Source organism: Brevundimonas terrae (genome assembly GCF_011761985.1).
In the GTDB taxonomy this organism is placed as follows: domain Bacteria; phylum Pseudomonadota; class Alphaproteobacteria; order Caulobacterales; family Caulobacteraceae; genus Brevundimonas; species Brevundimonas terrae.
Genome location: NZ_JAASQT010000001.1, coordinates 899,750 through 917,556, shown reverse-complemented (window position 1 = coordinate 917,556; position 17,807 = coordinate 899,750). Strand labels below are relative to the sequence as shown.

Sequence of the window (17,807 nt, the reverse complement as noted above, 5' to 3'; positions counted from 1 at the left end):
CCCTGCCTAAAGCATGGAGCCATGAACACCGCATCACATTCCGTCATCGATCCTGTCGAACTGACCCGCGATCTGATCCGCCGCCCAAGCGTTACCCCCGCCAACGAGGGCGCGATGGAGGTGCTGGAAAAAGCGCTCGTGGAACTGGGGTTCAGCTGCCGCCGTATGGTGTTCGAGGGGCCGTCCGGTGAGGGTGTCGATGCGCCCATCATCAATCTTTATGCGCGCCTTGGCACTGCATCCCCCAATATCTGTTTTGCCGGTCACACCGACGTTGTGCCAACCGGTGCCGCCGAGCAATGGACCGCCGCCCCGTTCGAGGGAGAGACACGCGACGGCATCCTTTATGGCCGTGGTGCCGTGGATATGAAGGGCGGGATTGCCGCATGGGTCGCGGCCCTGTCGCGCCTGCTGGCCAAGGACAAGATTACCGGATCGCTGTCGCTGCTGATTACCGGCGACGAGGAAGGCCCGGCCCTTCACGGCACCAAGCGCGTGGTCGAAACCCTGATGGCCGAGGGCGAGGTCATCGACGCCTGTATCGTCGGCGAGCCATCCTCGTCGGCGCAACTGGGCGACATGATCAAGGTCGGCCGTCGCGGCTCGATCAACTCCTGGTTCACCGTTCACGGCAAACAGGGCCACGTCGCCTATCCCGAACGGGCAGCCAACCCTGCGCCGGTGATTGCCAAGCTGATGGCGACGCTGACCGACCGTGTGCTGGACGATGGCTATCCGTCTTTGAGTGCCACCGCCGCCCATGCGGAAGGCAGTTCACCGCGTACAGGCTTCCCGCCTTCAAATCTCGAAATCACCACCATCGATATCGGCAACACGGCCACCAACATCATTCCGGCCAAGGCGTTTGGCCGCACCAATATCCGCTTCAATCCCTGCCACACAGGCGAGGCACTGGCGGCATGGATCAATAGTGAAGTCGGTCGCCTGCAAGCCGATACAGGCCTTAATATCGAGGTCGAACACATGATCTCCGGCGAGGCCTTCCTGACCGAGAACACGACCTTTATTGGCGCGGTGCAGGATGCGGTGGAAAAGGTTTGCGGTCGCCGCCCTGTCTCCTCGACCACCGGCGGCACGTCCGATGCCCGCTTTATCCGCTATATGTGTCCGGTGCTGGAACTGGGTCTGGTGGGCCAGACCATGCACCAGATCGACGAGCGGGTGCCCGAACAGGAACTGCGTGATCTGGCCGACATCTATGTCGAGGTCATCCGCGCCTTGTTTGCCCGCCTAAAGTAGACCTGACAGGAAGGCGATGGCCGATGCGCTGTCGCCTCGCCCGCCACGATAGACCGACGTCACCGCATCCCCACCATAGGCGCGGGGATGGGTAAAGGTGCCATCCGGCCCGCCGCCATGGCCTAACAGCGCAAGCCCGCTGATGTCGCGCGGCTGCATCCCGACCACGGCCAGATAGCGCCTGTCGGCCACGGTCAAAAGCGCCGCATCGGCACCTGCGCCAATGCCCCACAAAGCGATCTGGCCATCCAGTTCCAGCGCCTCGGCATGGGTGCTCAGATAACCAATGGCGCGGGCTACATCGGAGGTATGCGCAGGAAAACCGTGGCGACCTTCGCGGCGGTCAGTGATGGCCACACTAATGCCACGCCGTGCCAGTTCGCGGGCGCTACGCATCAGGGAAGCCGTGTCCTGCCCATTGTCACCCAACAGGGCCACAACGGGTTTCGAACCTGCCCCCCGGCCATTGACCAGCCGCAGGGTCTGGCGGGCATGGGGGCCATAGGCATGGCGGTCTTGCGCCCTCGCCATTGCGGGTGCCGCCAGCACAACAGCCCCTGTTGCCAGACACAATCCCCGACGCGTTACACCCGAACCCTGCATCCCGCCTTTAGGGACGACGGCAACAATACACGCAAGAAAAAAGGCGCGGGCCATCTCTGGTCCGCGCCTTCATTCACTCAGGCCTTACGGCTTATTTGTTCAGATGACCGTCCAGCCAGCCGAACACTTCGTTGTGCCACTGCATCGAGTTGGCCGGTTTCAGAACCCAGTGGTTCTCGTCCGGGAACATCACGAAGCGGCTTTCGATGCCCTGACGCTGCAGAGCGGTGAAGGCCGACAGAGGCTGGGCAGTCGGAATGCGGAAGTCCAGATCGCCTTGAATGACCATCATCGGGGTCTTCCACTTCGCGACATGGTTGGCCGGATTGAAGCGCTGATAGCCTTCCGGATTTTCCCACGGCGTGCCGCCGTTTTCCCACTCGGTGAACCACAGCTCTTCGGTGGCAAAGCCCATGCCGAAGGTGTCGAACACGCCGTCATGGTTGACGAGGCATTTGAACTCGTCGGACCAGTTACCGGCGATCCAGTTGATCATATAGCCGCCATACGATGCCCCCAGCGCACAGGCATTATTGCCATCGAGGAAGTCGTATTTTTGCTGTGCGAAGGCCCAGCCCTTTTGCAGGTCTTCCAGCGGGCGGTCGCCCCAGTGCTGGCTGATCGAGTCCGTAAAGGCCTGACCGTAACCGGTCGAGCCGTGGAAATCGATCATCACCACCGCGTAGCCCGCACCGGCATAGGTCTGGGCATTCCAGCGGAACGACCACGAATTGCCCATCGAGCTCTGCGGGCCACCGTGGATGATGAAGGCGACCGGATATTTCTGGCCTTCGACATAGTTGGCCGGCTTGATGACATAGCCGTGGACGGTTTCGTTATTCCAGCCGGGGAAGTTGAACTGCTCGAACTCGCCGAACTGTTTGGCATCCAGTTGCGGGTTCACATTGGTGATCTGGATCGGCATTTCGCGACCACGGAAGGTCTTGGTGTACAGCTCCGACGGGCGGCTCAGGCTGTCGATCGACAGCACGAAACCGCTATCGGTCTGTTGCACGGCACCGACATGGCCTTCGCCGGTCAGCGGCACAACCGAGCCATTGCGGGTATCGATCTGGAACAGCTTGGTATTGCCGACATCACCGGCCACCACGAACAGGCTGTTACCGTCCTTGGACCATTGCAGGCTGTCTGCCGAACGATCCCAGTTGGCCGCGATCTGGCGAACCGTGCCGGACTGCATGTCGCGCAGGAAGATGTTGAACTTGTCGGCTTCAAAGCCCGGACGCGCCATGGCGCGATAGGCCAGGGTCTGGCCATCCGGCGAGAAGACGGGGCCGGTATCCCATGCCGGATTGCTCTGCGTCAGGTTGGCCAGTTGGCCCGGTGCATTGGTGGCCACCGAATAGAGGTCGAAATCGGTGCTCCACGGCTCGGAGCGGCCCGCTTCACGCGCCGAGAAGATCAGGCTTTGGCCATCGGGGGCAAAGGTAAACTCGCTCTCGTCGCCGAACGGCTTGGACGGGGTATCGCCGTCAAAACCCTTGGTGACCCAGACCGGATCGCCCGCATTGGCACCCAGACCGACCACAAACAGGTGGTTCTGGGTGTGGTCGTTCCACGTATCCCAGTGGCGCACGAACATGCGGTCATAGACCTTGCCGGTCGATTTGCGCTCGGCTTCCGAAGCCGCGCGTGCCACTGAGGCCGCAAGGTTCTCGGCATCGGGATAAACCGCCAGCGACACGGCCACGGCATTGCCCTGTGTGTTGACGCGATAGGCGTTCACATCGGTGGGCAGGTTGGTGACAGCGGTTGCCGTCTCGCCCTTGTCCTTGGAAACCCAGACCTGAGACGAGCCGCCGCGCGAGGACAGGAAGTACAGGCTGCCATCGGCACCCCAGCGCGCGGTGTTGGCACCGCCGTCCGAGATCGGCAGGCGCTTGGCCTCGCCATCACCCTTCAGCGACTGGATTAACAGCGACGACGAGCGACGGTTGGCGTCTACATCCGTGCGGGTGACCGAATAGACCACCCACGCGCCATCGGGGGAGACCTGCGGGTCGCCCAGACGGTTGGCCGGGATCATGTCCTGATAGGTAAAGGCATTACCCGCAGTTGCCGTCGTGGTGGCGGCTGTAGGAGCAGCAGCCATCTCGGCCATGGCGGGAGCCGCTGCGGTCAGCAGGGCGACGGCGCTAAGGCCGCAGAGGAGGTGGGACAGGCGGCGCATGGGCGCTCCCTCTAGTTGGGACAGTCAGGCTGGAAGGCCTAACACCCGATGCGCCGCCCGCAAACCTCAGATTAACGTGAAGAGCCGGTGTATTTGGCTGTCCAGTCGAGGATTTCCTGCTGCCAGTTCACCCATGCCTTAGGTTCCAGCACCCAGTGGTTGGCATTGGGAACGTGGACAAAGCGGCTGTCGATATCCAGACGTTGCAGCGCCGAGAAGGTCGCCAGCCCCTGCTCCATCGGCACACGGAAATCGCGCGAACCGTGCAGGACCAGCATCGGTTTCTTCCAGTTACCGGCATAGGTTTCGGGATTCTGGGCGTCATAGACTTCCTTGCGATCCCATGTCGCGCCCTCGAACTCGTGGATAAAGGTGCCGATATCCATGGCGTTCATCAGTTGCGGCACGTCGAACACGCCCGCATGATTCACGAGGCACTGCCACGGCTCGTTCCACTTGCCGGCGATCATATTGACCATATAGCCGCCATAGGATGCACCCAGCGCACAGGCACGGCTGGAATCGATAAAGCTGTTTTGGGCGACAGCCGCTTCCCAGCCCTTTTGCAGATCTTCCAGTGGGCGGGTGCCCCAGTTGCTGTTGATCGCATCGGTAAAGGCCTGCCCATAGCCGGGCGAGCCGTGGAAGTTCACCATCACCACCGCATAGCCCGCGCCGGTATAGACCTGCGGGTTCCAGCGATAGGACCAGCTTTCGGTCCACGGCGATTTCGGTCCGCCGTGGATCAGATAGACGGTCGGATATTTCTGGCCCTCGACATAGTTGGCCGGTTTGAACACCCAGCCATGGGTCTGCTCGCCATTCCATCCGGCAAAGCGGATTTCGTCAGGGCGTGACGGGTTGATGGCAGCCAGAGCCTCGGCATTGTGGCGGGTGATCTGGCGCGTCTCGCCACCCTTTTGCACGAACAGCTGGGTCGGCGAGGTAAAGCTTTCCAGCGCATAGACCACGGTGCCTGCGCGCTCGTCATATTCGTTGACCTGACCGATGTCGGTCAGGGTCTTCACCGTTCCCGTGCGGGCGTCGATCTCGAACAGGCGGTTCTGGCCTTGGTCGGCGGCGGTGGCATAAAGCGCACGACCGTCCGAGCGCCATGTCAGGTCCGACGGCCCACGATCCCAGCTTGTCAGGGCGCGGGCATTCTTGCCATCGGCATCGCCCACCATGACCACCGGCTGGTCGCCACCGACGTTTTCACGCGGGCTTGCCAGCCATGCCAGACGGCGACCATCGGGCGACAGCACCGGATTATAGTCAGGGCCGGTATGCCCCTCGGTCAGATTGACCGGCGCACCACCGGAAAGCGACAGGCGGTAAAGGTCGTTATTATTGGTGAAGGCATTGCGATCACCCAGCAGCTTGGTCGAGACCAGCAGCGAACCGTCACGGGCGAATTCGATACCGCTGACACCGAAATCGGCATCCAAGCCCTGCGTCAGACTGCGAGCGGCACCCTCGGCCAGACCGGACGTGTTCAGCGGCTGGACATAGAGGTGCGATTTCTTGCCGTCATACCAGCGGTCAAACACACGCAAGGGCATCTGGTCATAGACGGTCTGGGTGTCTTTGGCGGCGGTGTCCGAGCGCGTCTTGGTACATTCCAGCGTGTCGCAATCGGCAAAGACCGAAATGCCGAGGATCAGGGAGCGGTTATCCGGCGACAGGCGGAAGCCCGAAACGCCGACCGGCAGGCTGGTCACCTGAGCGGCGGCATTGCCGTCCGCATCGGTGCGCCACACCTGATTGGAGCCACCGCGCGAAGAGGTGAAATAGATGGAGCGGCCATCGGCAGCCCATTCGGGGTTCGAGGCTCCACCTTCCGACACCACCAGTTTGCGCGGCTCGAAGCTGCCGTCAACACTGGCGATCCACAGAGACGAGGCCGATTTGTTGGCGTCGTAATCAACGCTGGACACGCCATAGACCACACGCTTGCCATCGGGTGACAGGACAGGCGAGGACACGCGGTCCATCGTCGCCAGCGTCTTGAGGTCCAGTCCGCCCGCCACGGTGTGACTGGTGGCGACCGGTGCGCTCGCAACCTGTGGTGCCGCCCCGGTTTGCGCCCAAACCGGCGCAGCCATACCCAGTAAGGCCACCGCTGCGGTCGCCATCATCCATTGTGCACGCATCTGCCTGCCCCCTCCGATAAAACATTGCGACCTGTGTAGGACGATGAAGTCCGTTTCGCCAAGGCGCTTGCCCATGGCTGCGACTAAAGCGACAACCATCCTATGAGCCAAAGCGAGCCCCACATTGTCGATGTGCTGATTGCCGAACGCGCCCCGCGTCTGACGGGGTCATGGCTATGGCCGATCGTGCGTCCCATACTTTATGCCATGCTGGGCTATCCCAAGGCGGTGGCCATGGCCGGAGCTATAGAGCCTTTATCGGGCGTGGATGCGCTGGCCTATATGTCGGACCTGTTGAAGCTACAGGTCAAAACAGAAGACCTTAAAAACCTGCCCGCCAGCGGACGCTGCGTGATCGTCTGTAACCACCCGACCGGTATTGCCGACGGTGTGGCCATGTATGACGCCATAAAACGGGTGCGCGATGATGCCATCTTCTTTGCCAATGCCGATGCCCTGCGGGTTGCGCCGCGTCTGGCCGAGACGATTATTCCGGTGGAATGGGTCCATGCCAAACGCACCCGCGAAAAGACCCGCAACACCCTGAACGCCGCCAAACAGGCCTTTGCCGACGAGCGCTGCGTGGTGATGTTCCCCGCCGGTCGTTTGGCCCGTGTCGAACAAGGGCTGCTGGTCGACGAACCGTGGGAAAGCTCGGCGGTGTCACTGGCCCGCAAACACAATGCGCCCATTGTACCTGTCTATATGACCGGCCCGTCCAGCCGCCTGTTCCACCTGTTTGACAGGTTCTCGCGCGAGCTTCGCGATGTGACCCTGTTCCACGAGCTTTTGAACAAGCAGGGGCAGGGTTTTATCCTGACATTTGGAAAACCTGTCCTGCCCGAACAACTGTCCATTGACGCGGACCAAGCCAGCCTTCAGCTAAAGACCTATATCGAGCGCCAACTGGCCGCCCAGCCGAACGTCCCCTTTTCCCCATGATACTGCATCTCGCCGATGCCGAGGCGACCACCCGCCTTGGCCAGACCCTTGCCCCGCTGCTTCAGGCAGGCGATTCCGTCCTGCTTTACGGCCCGCTGGGCATGGGCAAGTCCACACTGGCGCGCGGCCTGATCCGCGCCCTGACCTCGCCGGACGAGGACGTGCCCAGCCCGACCTTTACCCTCGTGCAGTTTTACGAGAGCGAGCCGCCCGTCGCGCATTTCGACCTTTATCGCCTGAACGATCCCGAAGAGGCGTGGGAGATCGGTCTGGACGAGGCCTTGGATGACGGCTGCGTTCTGATCGAATGGCCCGAGCGACTTGGGGATGACCCTGCCCGTTTTCTCGGCCCCGATATTTTGACCATTACCCTCAAGGAAGAGGGCCAGTCCCGCCTTGCGACCGTATCTGGCGCAGGCCGGTGGAAAGAGTTGAGTGATGACCTTGGCCTGTGAGCGCGAAACCCTGAAACTGGCCCTGCTGGCACAAGCAGGCCTGTCGGATGCCGAGCGCTATCCGCTGCCGGGTGACGCCTCGACCCGCCGCTATGAGCGCATCATCGCCCGTGATGGCCGCCGCTTCATGCTGATGGATCAGCCGCCCGCCTTTGAAAGCCAGCCCTGCGATCCGGCATGGAGCGCCGAGGAGCGCCACGCCCAAGGCTGGAACGCTATTGCCCGTCTGTCGGCAGGACGTATCGAAGCCTTTGTCGCGGTAGCCGAACACCTGAACACCCTTGGCCTGTCGGCCCCTGCCATTCCGGTTCTGGACGTGGCCAATGGTCTGGCCCTGATCGAGGACTTTGGCGACGATCTGTTCGCCCGCGTCATCGAACAGGGGGCGGACGAAGAGCCGCTTTATCTGGCCGCGATCGAAGCGATGGTCACCCTGCATGAAGCCGGTCTGCCGCCTTCCATCCTCAAGGGCTCTGCCGGTGACTGGCCGATGCTGGTCTATGACGCGGTGGCGCTTCAGGGCGGGGCCGACCTGTTTGTCGAATGGCTGCCGAAATACGACAACCGCGTGGCCTTTGACGATGCCGCCATTGCCGAATGGCGCACCGCATGGGCTCCGGTCGTTAAGGCAGGAGCCGAAGGTGCATCGGTGATGGCGCACCGCGACTATCACGCGGAAAACCTGATCTGGCTATCGGGCCGTACAGGCGGTGCCCGCGTCGGCATGATCGACTTTCAGGACGCGGTGATTGCCCACCCGAGCTGGGACCTTCACTCGCTATTGCAAGACGCCCGCCGCGATGTATCGTCCGCACTCGAGGCCAAGGCGCTGGACCATTATTTTGCCCTACGTCCCTCGGTGGACCGCGCCGCCTTCATGGCCAGCTATGCGGGTCTTGCCGCCCTTAATGAAGCGCGCATCATCGGCATCTTTGCCCGCCTGATCGCCCGCGATGACAAGCCGCGCTATGCCCAGTTCCTGCCGCGCATGTGGGCTCATCTGAACCGCAATCTGCAACAGCCTGCGCTGGCGAGCGTCGCCGCATGGTTCGATAAATACGTCCCCGTAGAGGTGCGCCAATGACTATGGCTCCCAAGACCGCAATGGTGCTGGCCGCAGGGCTTGGCACCCGTATGCGCCCGCTGACCGATGATCGCCCCAAGGCGCTGGTCGAGGTCGGTGGCCGCGCCCTGATCGACCATGTGCTGGATCGTCTTGTGGCAGTCGGCGTCGAGACGGCCGTGGTCAATGTCCACTGGTTCGCCGAGCGGCTGGAACAGCATCTGTCAGCCCGCAAAGACATCCGCATTGTCATTTCCGATGAGCGCGAAGCCCTGCTGGAAACCGGCGGCGGCCTGAAAAAGGCCAAGCCGCTGTTGGGTGATGATCCGGTGTTTGTCGCCAATATCGACAGCGTCTGGATCGACCGTGGTGATGCGCTCTATGATCTGATCGCCCTTTGGAACGAACAGGGGAACGAACAGAAAATGGACGCCGCCCTGCTGCTGGCCCGCCGCGAAGGCGCTATCGGCTTTGAAGGTGCGGGCGATTTTTCGGTCGCAGACGATGGCCAACTGGCCTTCCGTGGAGATCGGGCCGAGGTGCCGTTTGCCTATATGGGCGTGCATATTACCCGCCCCAACTATGCAGATAACGGACCGGACGGGGCCTTTTCGCTCAGCCCCCTGTGGCGGGCTTCGGCGCAAAAGGGGCGTCTGTTCGGCACCGTCATGGATGGCGACTGGATGCATGTCGGCGATCCGCAGGCGCGTGACGCCGCCGAGGCCAAGCTGGCCAAACAAGACTGATAAGATTTTAGGGGCCAGGCATGACATTTGATCCGTTTTCGGGGGCCGCCCCGCGCTGGTATGCCATTGCTGCCCACCGTCCGTTTCTTGAGGATCTGGCCGCCGGTGTTCTGAACTGGCTGGGGGAACGCCCGCCCGAAGAGCTGTCGGACGCCACCATCCTGTTACCCAACCGCCGGGCCGCGCGGGCCTTTACCGCCGCCCTGTCCAAGCTGTCGGCCGATACGCCCGTCCTGTTGCCGCAGGTACGCCCGCTGGGTGATCTTGAGGAAGACGAGCCGCCGTTTACGCCGGGAGCGCTGGGGCTGGACCTGCCGCCCGCCATTCCCGCCCTGACGCGCCGGTTCGAACTGGCCAAGCTTGTGACCCGTCATTACGACAGCGATCTGCGCCCTGTTCAGGCACTGGACCTTGCCGATGCGCTGGGCCGTTTTCTGGATTCCTGCCAACTGGAAGAAGTGCCCGATCCGGGTCTTGTCGCCGGTCTGGTCGAAGGCGAGATGGCCGCTCACTGGCAAAGGTCCGCCGAGTTTCTGGCCATCGGCGTCGAGAAATGGCCCGAACGCCTGAAGGAGATGGGGCTGGTTGACCCGTCATGGCGCAAGGCCACCCTGCTGCGCCGCCTTGCCGAACTGTGGGACAAAGAACCCCCGACTCAGCCGGTGATCGTCGCCGGTTCCACCGGCACAGTCCCCGCCGCCGCCGATGTACTGGGGGCCGTCGCGCGCGCACCACAGGGCTGTGTCGTCCTGCCCGGCCTTGATCTCGATCTTGAGGAAAAGGTCTGGGATCAAATCACGCAGGAAAACGAACAGCACCCCCAGCGGGCGCTGAAACGCCTGCTGGAACGTCACGCCGTTGAACGCCATCAGGTGCGTGAATGGTACCGCCCTGAACTGGCGGTCGATGTCCTTCAAAAGGGCATGGCCCGTCAACGCCTGTTGAACGAAGCCCTGCGCCCTGCCGATGCCACGGGTGACTGGCGTATCGCCATTTCCGAGCTGCGTGCCCGCGCCGCCGATACCGGTCTTGATCCGATCAAGGACGGGTTGGAGGGGCTAAGCATTCTGCCTCTGCGCCACGAGGAAGAGGCCGCCGCCGCCATCGCCCTGATGATGCGCGAGACGCTGAACACCCATGGCAAGACCTGCGCCCTTGTCACGCCCGATCAGGAACTGGGTCGCCGCGTACAGGCCCGTTTACAGCGTTGGGGCATTACCGCCGATGCCTCGGCGGGTCTGGCCCTCAACCGTATGCCCGCGGGTACGCTGGTCGAACTGGCCGCCCGCTGGATCGAGAAACCCGCCCATCCGCAGACCCTGTTGGGCCTGCTGAAACACCCGCTGGTGATGCTGGAAGGCGAAGACAGCGAGGCGCTGGTTCGCGCGCTTGAACGCTATGGCCTGCGGACCTCCGAACACCCCGATCTGGAACGGCTGAAAGCCCATCTGGCCAAACGCAAACCGCGCAGCGATGCCAGCGAAAGCGACAAAGACCAACAGAACACCCGCACGCAAAAACTGGTCGAGTTTGTCGAACGGCTGGAGGCGCTCAATGCCATTGGCCGTGCGCCATTTGCCGCCTCGGATACCCTTGGGCTGGATCAGGCCGCCCGCGCCCTGACGGCTCTGGTCGAGGCTCTGGCCGGACAGAATGCATGGGCCGGTCCCGATGGCGAACAGGCCGCCAGCCTGTTGTCCAACCTCATTCAGGGCGGCGCGGCCCTTGGTGCCGTCAGTGCTACCGATCTGAAGGAAATGGTGCAGGGCCTGCTGGCCGATACCGTGGTGAGAACGGGCGGGGCCACCCATCCGTCCTTGCGCATTCTGGGGGCCATCGAGGCGCGTCTGGTGCGGGCCGATGTGATGATCCTTGCCGGGCTTGAAGAAGGTGTCTGGCCGCAGGGCGCGCCGGTTGATCCCTTCCTGTCGCGCCCGATGCGAAACGCGCTGGGCCTGCCGCCACCCGAACGTCGCATCGGCCAGAGCGCACAGGATTTTGTGCAGGCTGCCTGTGCGCCCAATGCCATCCTTGTCCACTGTGAACGCCGCAGGGGGCAGCCCGCCGTGCGCTCGCGCTGGCTGTGGCGTCTGGACATGCTGACCCGCGGTGCCGACAGCGACGCCACCCCCGTCAAGCTGGCCACGCCCGACCATATTGCCGACTGGACGCGGGCCATCGACGCGCCTCTGCGCGATACGCCCGCCTATGCCAAGCGCCCCGCGCCGACCCCGCCGATCGAGCGCCGCCCGCGCGAACTGCCCGTCACCAGTGTCGAGCGCTGGGTGCGTGATCCCTATGCCATCTATGCCCAGCGTATTCTGGGCCTGAAAAAACTGGACCGTCCGGGCGAACCTGCCGAAGCGATGAAGCGCGGCACCGCCATCCACGCCGCCATCGAAAAGGCGACCGCCCTTTACCCCTATGAACTGCCCGACGATTTCGAGCAGCAACTGGCCCTCTTCATTCAGGAGGCCCTGCGTGACGAAGGTTTCGAGGATGCCGCCATGGCCCGCGAAGTGCCGCTGAGCCGTATCAGCGCCCGCTGGCTGACGGCCTTCGAGCGCGAACGTCGTGCACGCGGTATCGAGATACTGGTCGAACAGAGCGGGGCACTGACCTTTGACGGTCCTGCCGGTCCGTTCAAGGTCACCGCCAAGGCCGACCGTATCGAACTGGATGCCGAGGGTGGTGCCATTATCGACTTCAAAACCGGTGCGCCTTCCAGCCAGACGCAAGTCCTTCAGGGCTTTGCGCCGCAGCTTCCGCTGACGGGGGCCATTCTGGCGACAGGCGGGTTTGGCAATCCGGTCGATCCGACCCAGTTGATCTATGTGCGGGTCATCGGGCGCGGCGAAGGCGGAAAGCTGTCCGATGTCTCCCAGCCCAGCAAGTCCAACAGCGCCAGCGCCGCCCAGATCAGCGCGGGCGAGTTCGAACGACTGCAAGACGCCGTCGCCCTCTATGACGATCCGGCCCGCGCCTATGTGTCGTGGGAAGCGCCCCAGTTCATGGGCAATTATGGTGGCAATTACGATCACCTTGCCCGTGTCTGGGAATGGATGGTCGTCGGCGGGGCCGAAAATAATGACGAGGGGGAATAAGCCATGACCGAGACCCGCACCCCGACATCCGATCTGTCTCCGGTCGAGGCCGCCCGTGCCAGCCAGTCGACGGCAGCCAATCCCGACCTGTCCATCTTCGTCACCGCCAATGCCGGTTCGGGCAAGACCACCACACTGGTCAACCGCGTGGCGCGTCTGCTGCTGAAGCGCGTCGCACCGGGCGAGATATTGTGCGTGACCTATACCAAGGCCGCGGCCTCGGAGATGCAGTCGCGCCTGTTTGAAAAGCTGGGCGAATGGGCCGTGGCCGACGACCAGACTCTGGCCCGATCTTTGGCGGCGCTGGACGGTCGGAATCCCGATGATCTGGACCAAAGCGACCTGTCCGATGCGCGTCGTCTGTTTGCCCGCGCTCTGGAAACCCCCGGCGGTTTGAAAATCCAGACCATCCACGCCTTCTGCGAAAAACTGCTGCGCCGCTTCCCTCTCGAAGCAGGCGTCACCCCCGCCTTCAAGGTGCTGGAAGATCAGGCCGCTGTGCAGTTGTCCAAAGAGGCGCGCGATGAGCTGGCCCGCTATGCGCTGGAACATGCCGACGGTCCTGTGGGGCGGGCCTATGCCCATTTTGCCGTCGCTCTCGACTTTGCCAGTTTCAACGACCTGTTGGGCATGATCGAAGCCAAGCGCGAGAGCCTTGGCGCTTATATGGACCAGATCACCTCGGGCGCAGCACCGTCGCCGCGCGAAGTGACCGGTGCAGGCGACCAGCCCGCCGAAGAAATTGCCGCCGAGTTCATGCGCTATCTCTCCGTAGAGGAATGGCGCGATGCCGCCGCCGTCATGGAAACCGGCGGGGCCAATGACGGCAAGGTTGCCGCCGCCATGCGGGCCGCGCTACCCGTCTGGACGTTCGAGGCTCTTGAACCGGTGTTCCTGACCGCCACGGGCACGCCTCGCGCCAAGATGGCGACGGCAAAAATCCCGCCTGCCACAGTTGATTTCCTGATCACGCTTCAGGACAAGTTCGTCGCCACCCGCAACCGTCTATTTGCCATCAAGGTGGCCGAGGAAACCGAGCACCTGCTGGCGCTGGCCCGCGTCCACCGCGCGCTTTACGAAAGCCACAAGGCCGAGGCGGCGGCGCTGGACTTTACCGATCTGGTCGGACGCACCGCCGAACTGCTGACCCAGCGCACCGATGCAGCATGGGTATTGTACAAGCTGGATGGCGGCATCGAACATGTGCTGATCGACGAGGCGCAGGACACCGCCCCCGAACAGTGGGAGATTATGCGCGCCCTGACCGAGAGTTTTTATGCCGGTGACGGCACGGAGCGCGAGCGCAATATCGAGCGCACGGTCTTTGTCGTCGGTGACGAAAAACAGTCGATCTATTCGTTCCAGGGAGCCCGCCCCGAGCGCCTGCGCCAAGAGGCCAAACAGTATGAAACCCGCGCCCTCAATGTCGGGCGCAGCTTCCTGCCTGTGGACCTGAACACCTCCTTCCGATCCACCCGCGACGTGCTGGAGTATGTGGATGCGGTATTCGACCACCCCGAGCGCACCCGCGCCCTTGTCGGGGTCGAGGCTGATATTCCGCCCCACCTTCCCGCGCGCGACGGACAGGCCGGATGTGTCGAGCTATGGCCGCTGTTTACCGATCCTGAAAAGGTCGAAAAACAGGCATGGTCCGCCCCTGTCGATCAGGAAAGCGAGGCCAGCGGACGCAAGAAACTGGCCCGCGCCCTTGCCCGTGAAATCCGCGATCAGGTGGCCAATGGCTCGGGCATCTGGGATTTCGACAAGGCGCGCGGGGCCTATTATCGCCCTGCCCGCTATGGCGATTATCTGGTGCTGGTGCGCCGCCGCGATGCGACGTTCGAAGAGATTATCCGTGCCCTGAAGATGGAGGGCGTGCCCGTTGCGGGGGCCGACCGTCTGAAGCTGGACGAGCATATTGTTTTTGATGACCTGCTGGCCTTGGCGCGCTTTGCCCTGTTCCCGACCGATGACCTGTCGCTGGCGGAAATCCTGCGTAGCCCGTTCTGCGACGTGCCGGACTTTGGCGAACCGCACGATCTCTATCATCTGGCCGAGACCGGTACGCGCGGCAGACAAAGCCTGTGGGGCACCCTGCAAGCCCGCAAGGACACGCACCCGCAATGGCGCGAGGCCCACGACCTGTTGCAGCGTCTGGTAGCCGCCAGCCAAGGCGATCCCTTCACCTTCTTCTCGACGGCGCTGAACCATGTGTTCGACGACGGTCGCTCGGGTCGTGGTCGGATCGTGGACCGGATGGGCCGCGAGGCCGAAGAGGCCATCGACGAAACCCTCGCCCAGATTTTGAGCGCCGAGGAACGCGGCGGGCATGATCTGGAAACCTGTCTGCGGATGCTGGAACAGAGCGCCGTCGAGGTCAAACGCGAGATGGAGGGTGCGCGCAACGAGGTGCGTGTGATGACCGTCCACGGCTCCAAGGGGCTTGAGGCCCCCGTTGTCATCCTTCCCGACACCACTTCCAAGGCCAAGCCGCAGGGGCCGCGCCTGATGCCAACCCCCGCCGGTGATGCGGGCGAGGTCTGGCTGATGTGTCCACGCAAGGACGAGGATTGCGACGCCTCCAAGGCTGCCCGCGAACTGCGCGAGGCCCGCACCGACGAGGAGTCCTTGCGTCTTCTGTATGTGGCCCTGACCCGCGCCCGCGACCGTCTGGTCATTATGGGCCGCGGCCTCAAGAGCAAGACCGGCTATCAGGAAGGCTCGTGGTGGGACATTCTTCAGCAGACCTTCCTGAAAGCCGCAGAGGCCGGACACGTCTCGAGCGACGGTGATGGCCGCGCACGTATAGGTGCCTTGCCGCCCTTGATGGCCCCCGAGCAGCGTTTGTCGGCCAAGCCTGTGGCCCTGCCCTCATGGCTGGCCGACCCGGCCCCCGCCGATGCGACAGCGCGTTTTTCGGCCCCGTCGCAGATGGAGGGCAAGAAGCGCATTCCAGCCCCGTCACCGCTGGCCATGGCTCCCAGTGGTGGTGCGGCTCTGGGCCGTTTTCGTCGCGGCGATCTGGTCCACCGTTTGTTGGAACGCCTGCCCGATATAGCGCCCGCCACGCGCCGCGAGGCGGCCCAGCGTCTGCTGTCCAAGGAAATCGATCTGGACGATGACCAAAGGGCCGAGATGATCGAGGCGGCCTTCAGCGTGCTGGACGATGCCCGTTTCGCCCCCGTATTCGGGGCCGGATCGCGCGCCGAAGTGGCCCTGACCGGCACCGCGCCCGAACTGCCCCAAGGGGTCAAGATCAACGGCCAGATCGACCGTCTGGTCATCACGCCCGAGCGGGTTCTGGTGGTGGACTACAAGACCAACCGCCCCGCGCCTGACAGGCTGGAGGATGTCGATCCGGCCTATCTGACCCAGTTGGCCGTCTATGCGGCGGTCTTGCGCCAGCTTTATCCGGATCGTCCGGTCGAGGCGGCGCTGGTCTGGACCGACGGGCCCAAGCTGATGCCGGTCACAAACGATGTCCTGATGGCCTCGCTGGGCTGAGCGCCATTGATTAACGGATAAAACTGCCCCACATCACAGGGGAAGCGGCGCGGCCAAGGTCCATATCTTGCCCGCGCCCACACAGAAGAAAGAGACGATTATGGCCACGCTCAAGGTCACTGACGACAGCTTTGAAACCGACGTCCTGAAGGCTGAAAAGCCGGTCCTGTTGGACTTTTGGGCCGAATGGTGCGGCCCGTGCAAGCAGATCGGTCCGGCTCTGGAACAGCTGTCGGACGAGATCGGCGAGAAGGTGACCATCGCCAAGATGAACATCGATGACAGCCCGATGACCCCGTCCAAGCTGGGCGTCAAAGGCATCCCGACCCTGATGTTGTTCAAGGACGGCCAGATGACCTCGATGAAGGTCGGCCCCATGCCCAAGGGCAAGATCGTCGAATGGCTGACCGAAGCCGGCGTCGAATAAATACAAAAAAGGGCGGCTCTCACGGGCCGCCCTTTTTTAAGGCCTGATGCCTAGACCGGCCAGGTTTCGGGAGACGCCCCCAGAACCTCGCCCGCCAGATAAAGACTGCCGCAGATCACGATACGGCCCGCGCCCAGTGCCACGGCACGGTCCATAGCCTCGGCCATGGTGTTTGCCGTCATCGCCTCGAAACCACAGCCCTGCGCCGCAGCGGCAAGGCTTTGAGGTTCGGCACAGGCTCCGTCGAACGGCACGGCAATGACCTTGGCCTCGATGCCTTTGAGCGCCTCGAAAAAGCCGCCCGCATCCTTGTTGGACAACATGCCGACAATCAGCACACTTGGACGCGGCGAACGGCTTTGGCGATCGCCCAGCACACGCCCCAATGCACGCGCCGCATGCGGATTATGCCCGCCATCCAGCCACAGCTCGGCATCGACCGTCTTGGCCTGTTCGGCATAGGGACCGGCCGTCAGGCGCTGCATCCGTGCGGGCCAGAACACAGATTTCAGACCGGCGGCTATGGCGTCTTCGGACAGGTCCAGTTCCAGTGCGACGGCAATGGCCAGCCCCGCATTGTCGAACTGGTGATTGCCCGAAAGCGCAGGGGCCGGAAGATCAAGGAAACGGATCTGGTCCTGATAGGCCAGACCGCCCCGCTCGGCGAAACTGTCGAAATCCACACCCGCAACCGTCAGCGGCGAGCCGACCTCTTGGGCGCGGCGCTCGATCTCGGCCATGGCCGGTTCGGACTGGCGGGCGATAATGCCCCGCGCACCGGCCTTGATAATGCCCGCCTTCTCGCGGGCCACACCGGCCAGATCGGTGCCCAGAAACTCGGCATGGTCGAGGTCCACCGGCGTAATCACGCTCAGCAGCGGGCGCTCGATAATATTGGTGGCGTCCAGAATACCGCCCAGACCGACCTCGATAATGGCAAGGTCCGCAGGGGTTTCGGACATGGCGACAAAACCGGCAGCCGTCGTGCTTTCAAACACGGTCGCCTGCCCGCCTGTTGCCTCCATGGCCGCTTCGACACGGTCGAGGATTTCGTTCAGTTGTTCGTCGGAAATCAGCTTTCCGGCCAGACGGATACGCTCGTTAAAACGCACCAGATGCGGCGAGGTATAGGTATGGACCTTGAGCCCTGCCGCCTCGGCAATGGCGCGGATCAACGAAACCGTCGATCCCTTGCCATTGGTGCCCGCCACATGGATGACGGGCGGCAGGCGGTTCTGGGGATTGCCCAGCGCCGCGCACAGGGCCTGCATCCGGCCCAGCGACAGGTCTATGCGCTGGGGGTGGCGGGCCTTGAGACGTTCAGAAATAGAGTCCAAGGCCACGCCTTTCGTATCGGCC

The 17,807-nt window shown here is 63.1% G+C and carries 12 protein-coding genes; 8 read left to right on the top strand and 4 right to left on the bottom strand.

Features of this window, described 5'->3' with window-relative positions; genetic code table 11:
* The first annotated feature begins 21 nt into the window (after nt 1-21).
* Nucleotides 22-1,260, top strand: coding sequence for a succinyl-diaminopimelate desuccinylase (dapE, locus tag FHS64_RS04365; protein WP_167176089.1), 1,239 nt, complete (start codon nt 22-24; stop codon nt 1,258-1,260).
* On the opposite strand, the gene FHS64_RS04360 is transcribed toward dapE, so the two are convergent.
* From FHS64_RS04360 to FHS64_RS04350, 3 genes are all read right to left on the bottom strand, one after another.
* The gene (locus FHS64_RS04360; RefSeq protein WP_167176087.1) at nt 1,252-1,917 is read right to left on the bottom strand and encodes an alpha/beta hydrolase family protein; all 666 of its coding nucleotides are present in this window, start codon (nt 1,915-1,917) and stop codon (nt 1,252-1,254) included. The genes dapE and FHS64_RS04360 overlap by 9 nt on opposite strands.
* 37 nt (nt 1,918-1,954) lie before the next feature.
* Nucleotides 1,955-4,054: a S9 family peptidase gene (locus FHS64_RS04355; RefSeq protein WP_167176085.1), complete on the bottom strand. Its 2,100-nt coding sequence runs from the start codon at nt 4,052-4,054 to the stop codon at nt 1,955-1,957.
* Nucleotides 4,055-4,125: 71 nt separating this feature from the next.
* Nucleotides 4,126-6,207 (bottom strand): S9 family peptidase, encoded by a 2,082-nt coding sequence (locus FHS64_RS04350; RefSeq protein ID WP_243862720.1) that lies wholly within the window; start codon nt 6,205-6,207, stop codon nt 4,126-4,128.
* 102 nt (nt 6,208-6,309) lie between these two features.
* On the opposite strand from FHS64_RS04350, the gene FHS64_RS04345 reads away from it, so the two are divergent.
* From FHS64_RS04345 to trxA, 7 genes are all read left to right on the top strand, one after another.
* Nucleotides 6,310-7,149: a GNAT family N-acetyltransferase gene (locus FHS64_RS04345; protein WP_167176083.1), complete on the top strand. Its 840-nt coding sequence runs from the start codon at nt 6,310-6,312 to the stop codon at nt 7,147-7,149.
* Complete coding sequence (tsaE, locus tag FHS64_RS04340; protein WP_167176081.1) at nt 7,146-7,604, top strand: tRNA (adenosine(37)-N6)-threonylcarbamoyltransferase complex ATPase subunit type 1 TsaE; 459 nt, start codon at nt 7,146-7,148, stop codon at nt 7,602-7,604. The genes FHS64_RS04345 and tsaE overlap by 4 nt, the downstream gene beginning before the upstream one ends.
* The gene (gene amgK / locus FHS64_RS04335) at nt 7,588-8,688 is read left to right on the top strand and encodes an N-acetylmuramate/N-acetylglucosamine kinase AmgK (RefSeq protein WP_167176073.1); all 1,101 of its coding nucleotides are present in this window, start codon (nt 7,588-7,590) and stop codon (nt 8,686-8,688) included. The genes tsaE and amgK overlap by 17 nt, the downstream gene beginning before the upstream one ends.
* Before the next feature lie 20 nt (nt 8,689-8,708).
* Nucleotides 8,709-9,413 (top strand): N-acetylmuramate alpha-1-phosphate uridylyltransferase MurU, encoded by a 705-nt coding sequence (gene murU / locus FHS64_RS04330; protein WP_167176294.1) that lies wholly within the window; start codon nt 8,709-8,711, stop codon nt 9,411-9,413.
* Between the two features lie 20 nt (nt 9,414-9,433).
* Nucleotides 9,434-12,517, top strand: coding sequence for a double-strand break repair protein AddB (gene addB, locus FHS64_RS04325; RefSeq protein WP_167176071.1), 3,084 nt, complete (start codon nt 9,434-9,436; stop codon nt 12,515-12,517).
* A gap of 3 nt (nt 12,518-12,520) precedes the next feature.
* Complete coding sequence (addA, locus tag FHS64_RS04320; protein ID WP_167176070.1) at nt 12,521-16,021, top strand: double-strand break repair helicase AddA; 3,501 nt, start codon at nt 12,521-12,523, stop codon at nt 16,019-16,021.
* Between the two features lie 100 nt (nt 16,022-16,121).
* Entirely contained in the window at nt 16,122-16,448 is a 327-nt protein-coding gene (trxA, locus tag FHS64_RS04315) for a thioredoxin (RefSeq protein WP_167176068.1), read from the top strand.
* Nucleotides 16,449-16,498: 50 nt separating this feature from the next.
* Here the strand turns inward: trxA and FHS64_RS04310 are convergent, their stop codons facing one another.
* Nucleotides 16,499-17,785 (bottom strand): bifunctional folylpolyglutamate synthase/dihydrofolate synthase, encoded by a 1,287-nt coding sequence (locus FHS64_RS04310; protein WP_167176065.1) that lies wholly within the window; start codon nt 17,783-17,785, stop codon nt 16,499-16,501.
* Between the last annotated feature and the right edge of the window lie 22 nt (nt 17,786-17,807).

What these genes read in the sequence shown, in the direction of transcription:
- dapE (WP_167176089.1), top strand. Translation starts at nt 22, where the DNA reads ATGAACACCGCATCACATTCCGTCATCGATCCTGTCGAACTGACCCGC.
- FHS64_RS04360 (WP_167176087.1), bottom strand. Translation starts at nt 1,917, where the DNA reads ATGGCCCGCGCCTTTTTTCTTGCGTGTATTGTTGCCGTCGTCCCTAAA.
- FHS64_RS04355 (WP_167176085.1), bottom strand. Translation starts at nt 4,054, where the DNA reads ATGCGCCGCCTGTCCCACCTCCTCTGCGGCCTTAGCGCCGTCGCCCTG.
- FHS64_RS04350 (WP_243862720.1), bottom strand. Translation starts at nt 6,207, where the DNA reads ATGCGTGCACAATGGATGATGGCGACCGCAGCGGTGGCCTTACTGGGT.
- FHS64_RS04345 (WP_167176083.1), top strand. Translation starts at nt 6,310, where the DNA reads ATGAGCCAAAGCGAGCCCCACATTGTCGATGTGCTGATTGCCGAACGC.
- tsaE (WP_167176081.1), top strand. Translation starts at nt 7,146, where the DNA reads ATGATACTGCATCTCGCCGATGCCGAGGCGACCACCCGCCTTGGCCAG.
- amgK (WP_167176073.1), top strand. Translation starts at nt 7,588, where the DNA reads ATGACCTTGGCCTGTGAGCGCGAAACCCTGAAACTGGCCCTGCTGGCA.
- murU (WP_167176294.1), top strand. Translation starts at nt 8,709, where the DNA reads ATGGTGCTGGCCGCAGGGCTTGGCACCCGTATGCGCCCGCTGACCGAT.
- addB (WP_167176071.1), top strand. Translation starts at nt 9,434, where the DNA reads ATGACATTTGATCCGTTTTCGGGGGCCGCCCCGCGCTGGTATGCCATT.
- addA (WP_167176070.1), top strand. Translation starts at nt 12,521, where the DNA reads ATGACCGAGACCCGCACCCCGACATCCGATCTGTCTCCGGTCGAGGCC.
- trxA (WP_167176068.1), top strand. Translation starts at nt 16,122, where the DNA reads ATGGCCACGCTCAAGGTCACTGACGACAGCTTTGAAACCGACGTCCTG.